Annotated in this window: 10 protein-coding genes; 9 read left to right on the top strand and 1 reads right to left on the bottom strand. The window is 33.0% G+C overall.

From position 1 onward, the window contains the following. The 8 genes from WBN21_RS12230 to WBN21_RS12265 form a co-directional block, all read left to right on the top strand. Positions 1-825, top strand: an 825-nt coding sequence (locus tag WBN21_RS12230) for an alpha/beta hydrolase family protein (protein WP_424200671.1), incomplete at its 5' end; no start/stop codon positions are given. A gap of 162 nt (positions 826-987) precedes the next feature. Then, entirely contained in the window at positions 988-2,901 is a 1,914-nt protein-coding gene (gene htpG, locus WBN21_RS12235) for a molecular chaperone HtpG (protein WP_424200673.1), read from the top strand. Positions 2,902-3,033: 132 nt separating this feature from the next. After that, the gene (locus tag WBN21_RS12240; protein ID WP_424200675.1) at positions 3,034-3,666 is read left to right on the top strand and encodes a nitroreductase family protein; all 633 of its coding nucleotides are present in this window, start codon (positions 3,034-3,036) and stop codon (positions 3,664-3,666) included. Between the two features lie 235 nt (positions 3,667-3,901). After that, entirely contained in the window at positions 3,902-4,843 is a 942-nt protein-coding gene (locus tag WBN21_RS12245) for an aldo/keto reductase (protein WP_424200676.1), read from the top strand. Between the two features lie 230 nt (positions 4,844-5,073). Further along, positions 5,074-6,033, top strand: coding sequence for a tRNA dihydrouridine synthase (locus WBN21_RS12250; RefSeq protein ID WP_424200678.1), 960 nt, complete (start codon positions 5,074-5,076; stop codon positions 6,031-6,033). Positions 6,034-6,108: 75 nt separating this feature from the next. After that, positions 6,109-6,936: an FKBP-type peptidyl-prolyl cis-trans isomerase gene (locus WBN21_RS12255; protein WP_424200680.1), complete on the top strand. Its 828-nt coding sequence runs from the start codon at positions 6,109-6,111 to the stop codon at positions 6,934-6,936. Between the two features lie 134 nt (positions 6,937-7,070). Continuing rightward, positions 7,071-7,706, top strand: coding sequence for an MOSC domain-containing protein (locus WBN21_RS12260; RefSeq protein WP_424200682.1), 636 nt, complete (start codon positions 7,071-7,073; stop codon positions 7,704-7,706). 42 nt (positions 7,707-7,748) lie between these two features. After that, positions 7,749-8,990 carry a DEAD/DEAH box helicase gene (locus WBN21_RS12265; RefSeq protein ID WP_424200684.1) on the top strand — a complete coding sequence of 414 codons (1,242 nt, stop codon included), beginning with the start codon at positions 7,749-7,751 and terminating at the stop codon, positions 8,988-8,990. 147 nt (positions 8,991-9,137) lie between these two features. Here the strand turns inward: WBN21_RS12265 and WBN21_RS12270 are convergent, their stop codons facing one another. After that, positions 9,138-9,803 (bottom strand): M15 family metallopeptidase, encoded by a 666-nt coding sequence (locus tag WBN21_RS12270; RefSeq protein WP_424200686.1) that lies wholly within the window; start codon positions 9,801-9,803, stop codon positions 9,138-9,140. Between the two features lie 39 nt (positions 9,804-9,842). Between WBN21_RS12270 and WBN21_RS12275 the strand changes: the two genes are divergently transcribed. Then, positions 9,843-10,436, top strand: coding sequence for an alpha-ketoglutarate-dependent dioxygenase AlkB family protein (locus WBN21_RS12275; protein WP_424200688.1), 594 nt, complete (start codon positions 9,843-9,845; stop codon positions 10,434-10,436). The last annotated feature ends 125 nt before the right edge of the window (positions 10,437-10,561 follow it).

A 10,561-nucleotide genomic window follows, 5' to 3' on the forward strand; every position in this document is an offset into this window, starting at 1 on the left:
CAATTTGAAAACCCTTTTAAAAGCATTCAGAATGTAAGCAAAAAAATAATTAAATATAATCGTGAGGATGGTTTAGAACTTTCCGGAACCCTTTATTTACCAACCAATTATACGGAAGGCGAAAAATATCCCATGATTATGTGGGCATATCCTGAAGAATTCAAAGATAAAAGTAGCGCAGGCCAGAATACTAAAAACTCAAATGAATTTACCTACCCTTGGTATGGCTCGCCAATTTATTGGGTAACAAAAGGCTATGTCGTTTTAGATGATGCCTCCTTCCCTATTGTTGGCGAGGGCGATGAAGAACCTAATGATACCTTTATAAAACAATTAGTATCAAACGCTAAAGCGGCTATTGATGCGGTTGATGACATGGGTTATATAAATCGGGATAAAGTAGCCGTTGGCGGGCATTCCTATGGCGCATTTATGACAGCCAATTTATTATCTCATTCCAACCTTTTTGCTGCGGGCGTTGCCAGAAGTGGCGCTTATAATAGAACCTTAACACCTTTTGGTTTTCAAAGTGAAGAGAGAAACTATTGGGAATCACCAGAAATATATTATAACATGTCGCCATTTATGCATGCCGATACCATGAAAACGCCATTACTTTTAATACATGGTGAAGCCGACAATAATTCTGGTACTTACCCATTACAAAGCGAACGCTATTTTAACGCACTAAAAGGATTGGGCGCTCCAGTAAGGTTAGTAATGCTGCCAAAAGAAAGTCATGGGTATGCCGCAAAAGAATCTGTTTTGCATATGCTTTGGGAACAAGACCAATGGTTCGAAAAGCATTTAAAAGACAACGAATAAGTTATTATTTATAAAAATTAAAAAGGCTGCTAATAATACGAGTAGCCTTTTTTTGTGTCAGTTTGTCACATTTATGCAATTGGCATTTTTGTTGACTATTACTATTGAAACTAAAATTAATCAGATTCCCTCCTTCGAGGGAATGACAAATAATTAAAAATCATGACAAAAGGAAACATTAATGTATCGGTAGAAAACATCTTCCCACTCATTAAAAAATTCTTGTATAGCGACCACGAAATCTTTTTACGTGAGTTAATAAGTAACGGAACAGATGCCACTTTAAAACTAAAGCATTTAACCAGTATTGGTGAAAGTAAAAGTGAGTACGGAAACCCAACAATTGAAGTTAAAATTGATAAAGAAGGCAAAAAACTTCATATTATCGATCAAGGTTTAGGTATGACAGCTGATGAAGTTGAAAAATACATTAACCAAGTCGCATTTTCTGGAGCTGAGGAGTTTTTAGATAAGTACAAAGATTCAGCTAAAGATTCTGGTATTATTGGGCATTTCGGATTAGGTTTTTACTCTGCCTTTATGGTTGCTGAAAAAGTTGAAATTATTACAAAATCTCATAAAGATGAACCTGCTGCACATTGGACCTGCGATGGCTCACCAGAATTTACTTTAGAAGCTTCTGATAGAACCGAAAGAGGTACAGAAATTATACTACATATTGCTGAAGATTCTACGGAGTTTCTTGAAAAATCTCGCATAAGCGCCTTATTATCAAAATACAACAAGTTTATGCCTGTGCCAATTAAATTTGGAACTAAAGAAATAAATGACCCAGCACACAAGCCAAAAACAACAAAAGATAAGGACGGCAAGGAAACTACCGAACCTCACAAAAAAATAACTGTAGATAACATTATCAACAATCCTAATCCGGCGTGGACCAAACAACCAGCCGATTTAAAAGATGAAGATTATAGTAATTTCTACCGCGAATTGTACCCAATGCAATTTGAGGAGCCATTATTTAACATTCACTTAAATGTTGATTATCCGTTTAATTTAACCGGAATTTTATATTTCCCAAAAATGACGGGCGATATGCAAATGCAGAAGGATAAAATTCAGTTATATCAAAACCAAGTGTATGTAACGGATAATGTTGAAGGTATTGTACCAGAATTTTTAACCATGCTTCGTGGTGTAATTGATTCGCCAGACATTCCATTAAACGTGTCGCGTTCATACTTGCAAGCTGATGGTGCTGTAAAAAAGATCTCGTCATACATTACTAGAAAAGTTGCCGATAAATTAAAATCGTTATTCAACAATAACCGTGAGGATTTTGAAGCTAAATGGAACGACATTAAAATTGTGATTGAATATGGGATGCTTTCCGAAGAAAAATTCTTTGAAAAAGCAGATGCCTTTGCCCTTTACCCAACGGTTGATGGTAAATACTATACGTATGACGAATTATTCAATAAAATTAAGGCCAATCAAACAGATAAAGATGGCAAGTTAGTCATCCTTTATGCTTCTAATAAAGATACGCAGCATAGTTATATTGAGTCTGCAAAAGCTAAAAACTATGAGGTTTTATTGTTAGATTCTCCAATAGTATCGCACTTAATCCAAAAATTAGAAAGTACTAAAGAGAACATTACGTTTGCTCGTGTTGATGGCGATAATATTAACAAGTTAATTCAAAAGGACGAAACAACTATTTCTAAATTAGACGAAGAGCAAACCAAAGCATTGGAGGCCTTGTTGAAAGAAGTGATTCCTTCTGAAAAATTCATGGTTCAATTAGAAGCTATGGATAGCAACGAATCGCCTTTTACAATCACCCAACCAGAATTTATGCGTAGAATGAAAGAAATGCAAGCTACTGGTGGCGGTGGCGGTATGAATATGTTTGGCAGCATGCCAGAAATGTACAACCTAGTTGTGAATACAAACTCCGAATTGGTTGGCGAAATTCTAGGTACTAAAACCAAAAAGAAGCAAGAACGTTTAATTACGCAAAGTTTAGATTTAGCACGTTTATCTCAAGGTTTATTGAAAGGTGAAGAGTTAACAAACTTTATTAAACGTAGTTACGAAATGATTAAATAGCATAATATGGTATTCCCTCGAAGGACGGAATCTCATAAATAGAAACAACAAATATTTTCGCTTCTGCGGAATAATAAAAACTAAAAACCACTTTGTTTACAGAGTGGTTTTTTATCAATACAAAAATTTACTATGGAATTATTAGAAAAATTAAAATGGCGTTACGCTACAAAAGCCATGAATGGCAAAAAAGTATCTCAAGAAAAAATAGATAATATTATTGAAGCGGCATCTCTTGCACCTACTTCAAGTGGATTGCAACCTTTTGAGATTATCGTGATTACAAATCAAGAGTTGAAAGAGAAAATCAAACCAATTTCTTGGAATCAGTCTGTTATCTCAGATTGCTCTCACTTATTAGTATTTGCAGCTTGGGATACATATACTGAAGATAGAATTAACAAGATGTTTGACTTAGTTAATGAGGTAAGAGGCTTTAAAAATGAAGGTTGGGAAAATTACCGTCAAATGCTACTAAGCAGTTATCCTCAAAAAGATTCAGAAGTAAATTTTAACCATGCTGCGAAACAAGCTTATATAGCCTTTTCACAAGCTATTGCTGCTGCTGCTTTTCAAGGTGTAGATTGTACACCGCTAGAAGGTTTCGACCCTGATGCCTTAGATGAAATTTTAGACTTAAGAGTCAAAGGACTGAGAAGTTGTGTGATGCTTCCTGTTGGCTATAGAGATACTGAAAACGACTGGTTAGTTAATCTTCCTAAAGTTAGAAAAAGTATAGACGATTTAGTTACGGTTTTAGATTAATACACTTATAAAATAATTTCGCTTTCGCGGAAATAAATAAAGCCACTTTGTGCAAATAGAGTGGTTTTTTGTTTTTACTGAATTTTGAATTCGTCAGAAAAATTGACTAACTTCGTTTAACAATCGATAAAGTTCATTTAAACGGAACTTTAATTTCCCAGTAGGCAACATCATAAAAAACAAAATGCTGTATAATAAGTATGTTAAATTTTTCAAATAATAAATTTCCCTCAAAATGAAATATAAAAAATACATAAAAAACTCAATAAACATCTCTGAAATTGGCCTCGGTGCATGGCAATTAGGACAAAACTCTGGTTGGAAAAGTTTGACGGAAACAGAAGCCATTAAACTTGTTCATAAATCTTTAGATTTTGGAATCAATTTTTTTGATACGGCTCCTAATTATGGACATGGAACTGGAGAGGAACGATTGGGCAACGCACTAAAGGATGTAGACCGTAGTAAAATTGTAATTAACACAAAATTTGGCCATACACATACAGGCACCTTAAACTTTAGTTCTAATTACATAAGGGAATCTTTAGAGGGAAGTTTAAAAAGACTTAAAGTAGAATATGTTGACTCGCTTATTATTCACAACCCACCTTCGGAATATTTTGATGGAAATAAAAATGACCATTACGAAATACTCGAAAGATTAATTGAAGAAGGAAAAATAAAGGCATACGGTGCTTCTTTAGACACTTATGACGATATGAAGTTATTAATGGATACAACAAATTCAAAAGTGATTGAGACATTTTTTAATATCTTTCATCAGGATACTTTGCGCGGATTTGAAACAGCACAAAATAAAGAAGTTGGTATTATTGTGAAAATTCCGCTTGATTCTGGCTGGTTAACTGGCAAATATAATGCTGAAAGTAGTTTTAATGATATTAGAAGTAGATGGTCTAAAGAAGATATTGAAACCAGAGCTAAACTAGTAAATAAAATGAAGTCCATTGTTAAAACAAAAGAAAACCTTGCCCAAATAGCAATAGCTTTTTGTTTAGCTTATGATGCTGTTTCCACAGTTATTCCTGGTAATGTAAATATCGAACAGCTAACAAGCAATGTCCAAAGTACAGATATTTCTATTTCACGGAGTCTTATAGAAAAACTTGAAAAGTTATATCAATCTGAAATTAAAAAACTAAACCTACCTTGGTAATAAAAAGTTTAAAATAAACGTTGCCTAACACCATATAAAGTTAATTGCTAGAACAAGACTACTAACGAAAATCATCGTGGATTTTCTATCTAGTTTGTAGTTGCTTAAACACGCAACTAATCTTATACAAAACGTTGAACAAACCTTTTCAAAAAACTCACCTTCATACTCCTAAATATTTATAACCTTCAATAAAAGATATCCCTATCTTTGTTGCACATAATTTATAAATGGATTTTAGGTTACTTTCTTCACCATTACAAGGGTTTACAGATTTTAGATTTCGCAATGCTTTCCATCACTATTTTGGGGGGATTGACACCTTTTATTCGCCTTATATAAGGCTTAATGGCAAGTTTAAAATAAAGCAGTCGTACCAAAACGATTTATTGATTGAAAACAATACGACTTTAAAGGTTATACCACAAATTATAACGAACGATGCCGAAGAGTTTTTGTTTGTTGCCAAATACGTGCAAAGTTTAGGTTATAAGGAGTTAAATTGGAATTTAGGTTGCCCATACCCTATGGTTGCTAAATCGGGAATGGGTTCGGGTTTGATTTGTAATCCTGAAAAAATTAACAGCATTTTGGATCGTGCACATAAGGAAACTGATATTTTGGTGTCGATGAAAATGCGCATGGGTTATGAAAACGCTGAAGAAATTTTGGAAGTCTTCCCTATTTTGGATAATTATCCGCTTAAAAATATTGCTATTCATGCCAGAATAGGCAAACAGCTTTACAAAGGCTCTGTTGATTTGGTTGCTTTTGAACGTTGCATTACTAGCACGAAACACAAACTATATTACAACGGGGATATTACAAGTGTTGAAAGTTTTAAAAGCATGCAAGCGCGGTTTCCGAGTATAGATCATTTTATGATTGGTCGTGGACTTATTGCCGACCCGTTTTTACCACAAATGATAAAAAACAACACAACTGAATATCCTAAAAACCGTTGGGATATTTTTGAAGAATTCCACAATACCATATACAAACAGTATAACGAATACCTTTCTGGCCCAACGCCGATTAAAATGAAAATGTTAGGGTTTTGGGAGTTTTTTGCGCAGTCGAGTTCTAACCCTCAAAAAACGTATAAAGCCATAAAAAAAGCTAGTAATCCGTTTAAATATCAACAAGCGGTAAAAACCATTTTAAGTAACGAACGAAAATTAATTGGTTAACTTTTATGCTTTGAAAAGTTATACCCAAATTGCATAATTCTGCTATATTTGCACTCGAAAAAAATAATTAAGATTATGAAAAATTTATTAATAATATTTGCATTAGTGCTATTTACATCGTGCAACTCTGATGATTCACCGAAGGATTACACCGTAGAAAACGAACAAGAAATTCAGGCCTATCTTGAAGCCAATAATTTAGTGGCTCAAAAAAGTAGTTCTGGCTTATACTATATTATTGAAACACCTGGTACTGGTGAAAATCCTATTGGCACCGACCGCGTTTTTTTGACTTATAAAGGCTATTATACAAACGGAACCGTTTTTGATGAAAATACTGATGGTGTTTCCTTTGATTATATAAATGGATTAATTATTGGTTTTGCAGAAGGGCTAACCTATCTAAAAGAAGGCGGAAGTGGAAAATTATTTATTCCTTCGAATTTAGCTTATGGTAATTCTGATTATAACGGCATTCCTGGAGGTTCGGTACTAATTTTTGATGTTGAACTAATTTATGTGAATTATACAACAGAAAATGACGAGGAAATCCAAACCTATTTATCTGATAACGATTTAACAGCTGAAAAGACAGATACTGGATTGTATTATACTATTTCCACCGTTGGTGAAGGCGAACAACCTACTGCCACCGATACGGTAACAATTACTTATAAAGGGTATTTTACTGATGATGCTATTTTTGATGAAAGTACTGAAAACGTGAACTTTGCTGTTGATAATTTAATTCCCGGGTTTGCTGAAGGCCTAACGTATTTAAACGCTGGAGGTAGTGGCACTTTTTATGTTCCATCTCATTTAGCATATGGAAATCTTGGAAATTCTAGTATTCCGCGTGGTGCAGTTGTCATTTTTGATGTTGACCTTATTTCTATAAACTAAACGACAAAATTTTAATATCTTACAGAAAACCACTTTGTGTAAATAAGGTGGTTTTTTTAAGAATTTTATTAGGCAATTTTACTTTAGTTGAAATAACAAAACCAGAAATTAAAAAATTATTTAATAAGTAATAAATGAAAATAATTTCAACAAACATAGCAGAGCCAACTACCATTATCTGGAATGGAGAAGAAGTCATTACAGGTATTTATAAAACACCAACAAATCAACCTATTTTTCTAGGTAAAAATGAGGTTAAAGAGGATGAAGTCTCAGATAGAAAAGTTCACGGTGGCGAGTTTAAGGCCTGTTATTTATTTTCAGAAGACCATTATGTTTATTGGAAAAACCGATACCAAAATTTAGTTTGGAATTGGGGCATGTTTGGCGAAAACCTTACCGTTTCTGGATTAAACGAAAAAGAGGTTCATATTGGCGCTATTTATAAATTAGGAAGTGCCCTTATTCAAATTACTCAACCCAGAGAACCTTGTTTTAAATTTGGCGTAAAATTTGGCACTCAGAATGCCTTAAAACAATTTATTAGTCATGGTTTTCCTGGTACTTATGTTCGTGTTTTAGAAGAAGGGTTTGTTAAAACCGGTGATACTTTTGAATTGATTGAAGAAGCAAAAAACAGCATTAGTACATGGCAATTTTTTAATTTGCTTTACAACAAAGAAAAAAACACAGACCATATAAAATTAATTCTTGATAATAATGCGCTTCCAAAACGAAAAAGAGATAAACTGAGAGGCTTTTTAAAGTAGCTTTGAGTTGGTTTGTTATATCTTTGCGACAAACTTTTACAAATGTCTTTTAAAGATTTAAAAATAAGCAAACCCATTTTACGTGCTGTTGCAGAAGCAGGATACGATAACCCAACTTTAGTACAAGAAAAAACCATTCCTCTTGTTCTGGATAAAAAAGATGTTATTGTTTCTGCCCAAACTGGTACAGGAAAAACAGCTGCGTTTGCACTTCCTATTTTACAATCTTTATTAGACCATCAAGACGCACCAAAAAAAGGTAAAACTATTAAAGCTTTAATTGTAAGTCCAACGCGCGAATTAGCCATTCAAATTGAAGAAAATTTTAAAACCTATAGTACGTATACCAATTTAAGAACTACAGTAGTTTATGGTGGCGCATCTATTGAACCTCAAAAAGATGTTCTTAAAAAAGGGGTTGATGTTTTAATTGCAACGCCCGGTCGTTTACTCGATTTACACAAACAAGACGTTGTTAATTTAGACTATGTTGAAACCTTAGTTCTGGATGAAGCCGATTTAATGTTAGACATGGGTTTTATTGACGATGTTAGAAAAATTGAGCGTTTATGTACAAAGAAAAAACAGATTCTTTTATTTTCGGCAACCATACCTCATAAAGTAGAGCAATTAGCGAATTCCATTTTAAAAGATCCAGACCGTATTGAAGTGGCCCAAAACTCTTCAACTTCAAAAAATGTAGCTCAGTTATTATATTATGTGCCAAAACCTAAAAAAATTGAGCTGTGTTTGCATTTACTTAGAAATACTATTAAAGGTAATATCATCATTTTTAGACGGACAAAATTTGGTGTTGATAAGCTTGAAAAAACACTTATAAATAACGGTTACCAGGCAGATAGTATTCATGGTGATAAAAGTCAAACGGCAAGACAAGATGCTTTAGCTAGATTCAAAAAAGGAGACGTAAATATTTTAATTGCAACCGATGTTGCTGCTCGTGGTATAGATATTAGTGATTTAGATGCCGTTGTAAATTTTGATTTACCAAATGTACCTGAAACCTATGTACACCGAATTGGTAGAACTGCAAGAGCAGGAAATACAGGAATAGCCTATTCATTTTGTTCTGCAGATGAAAAGGATTATATAAAAACCATTCAGCAACTTATTCAATTACAATTGGATATTATTGAAGACCATCCATATCCCCTTGATCCAAAAGCGAAACCTATTGTTCACAAATCGAATAAAACAGGCAGTAAACACAGAAAAGGTCGCAAAAGTGAAGCTTCAAAAAAGAAGAAAAAACGTTGGTACTAACTTAGATTATTAGACTACTAGATTTTTAGATTATTTCGATTTGATACGCCTTATACTTCAAATCGTTTATTGAAATGGTTTTTAGTAAAGGTATTTGTATACAAATCATTAATCAATTTGTATTAATATTAGCCTGAATTTAAACCACTACTCCACCGAAAAATCATAATACGTTTTAGGAAATGGCTCCCAACGTAAAGTAAAATGCCACCATTCTTTAGGGTAATTTCTAAATCCAAACTTCAACATATATGTTTGTAATAATTGTCTGTTTGCTTTCTGCTCAGCTGTTATACCTTTATAATCAACCCAAGATGCTTCACCAAAATAATCATATGGACTTCCCATATCTAATACTTCACCGGTATTGCTATCAATAATAGTTAAATCTATAGTACTACCTCTACTATGTCCAGATCGAGACGCAATATACCCAGCTTTAAATAGGTTTCTTTTATTAACTTCTGGATAAAATATTTGCTTATTAATCGTATCATTTAAATCCTTAGCCCATTTTATAAAGTGGTTTACTGCTTGTTGTGGTCTATAACCATCATAAACTTTTAAACATAAATTCTGCTCTTGCAAAGCTTCATGAACTAGTTTTAATGCTTCAGCAGTCTCAATAGTTAAAATAAGTTTGTTTGATTGATAACCATTAATTGGTATTCCAACAAAGTTGTTCGATGTATAGTAACGCAATTCAACTTCCAAATCTGGTATCACATCTTCAACATAAACAAACCCTTTTGGAAGTTGTGCATATAAACTGGTAAAAAATAAAGCGATTAAAAAAGTTAAGGTATACTTCATTATAATTTTGAATTACGCTAATTTAGAAAATAAAAGACTATGCTTTTTGAAAGTACAATAAATTTAAACTTGAAAGGTGCGGAAATTACTTATTATCCTAATTTCTTTAATATCATTGAAGCAGATAAGTATTTTAAAACCCTTCTTAATACCATTGATTGGAAACAAGATACCATCACCGTTTTTGGAAAAACGCATTTACAACCGCGATTAACGGCTTTTTATACTAATAATAAAAACAACTACAAATACAGCAATATTGTAATGCAACCAAATCCTTTTGAAAGTGATTTGTTAAGAATAAAAAGTAAAATTGAAACAGAACTGAAAATTAAATTCACCAGTTGCTTGGCAAACTTATATCGGGATGGGAGCGATAGTAATGGCTGGCATGCTGATAATGAGAAGGAACTTGGCAATAACCCAATTATAGCCTCCGTATCATTTGGTGCAGAAAGAGTATTTCATTTAAGACATAAAACGGATAAATCACTAAAAACAAAACTTAGTTTACAACACGGAAGTCTTTTGATGATGCAAGGAGAAACTCAAAGTAATTGGTTACACCAAATACCAAAAACAAAAAAACTTATAGGAAATAGAATCAATTTAACATTTAGAATTATTGCATAAAAAAACCGAGTTCCCTCAAACTCGGTTTCTTTTCAATTTGCTTTTTATATTATGATGCTAGATTTGGGTTTCCTTGTTTAACAACATAATGCAAATATTAATTAATTAATCCATTGAACTAAAAA

Origin of the sequence: Algibacter sp. (assembly GCF_049667265.1) — a bacterium.
Classification (GTDB): Bacteria; Bacteroidota; Bacteroidia; order Flavobacteriales; family Flavobacteriaceae; genus Algibacter_B.

Coding starts and splice junctions, on each gene's coding strand:
- WBN21_RS12240 (WP_424200675.1), top strand. CDS start 3,034: ATGGAATTATTAGAAAAATTAAAATGGCGTTACGCTACAAAAGCCATG.
- WBN21_RS12255 (WP_424200680.1), top strand. CDS start 6,109: ATGAAAAATTTATTAATAATATTTGCATTAGTGCTATTTACATCGTGC.
- WBN21_RS12250 (WP_424200678.1), top strand. CDS start 5,074: ATGGATTTTAGGTTACTTTCTTCACCATTACAAGGGTTTACAGATTTT.
- WBN21_RS12270 (WP_424200686.1), bottom strand. CDS start 9,803: ATGAAGTATACCTTAACTTTTTTAATCGCTTTATTTTTTACCAGTTTA.
- WBN21_RS12265 (WP_424200684.1), top strand. CDS start 7,749: ATGTCTTTTAAAGATTTAAAAATAAGCAAACCCATTTTACGTGCTGTT.
- WBN21_RS12260 (WP_424200682.1), top strand. CDS start 7,071: ATGAAAATAATTTCAACAAACATAGCAGAGCCAACTACCATTATCTGG.
- htpG (WP_424200673.1), top strand. CDS start 988: ATGACAAAAGGAAACATTAATGTATCGGTAGAAAACATCTTCCCACTC.
- WBN21_RS12275 (WP_424200688.1), top strand. CDS start 9,843: ATGCTTTTTGAAAGTACAATAAATTTAAACTTGAAAGGTGCGGAAATT.
- WBN21_RS12245 (WP_424200676.1), top strand. CDS start 3,902: ATGAAATATAAAAAATACATAAAAAACTCAATAAACATCTCTGAAATT.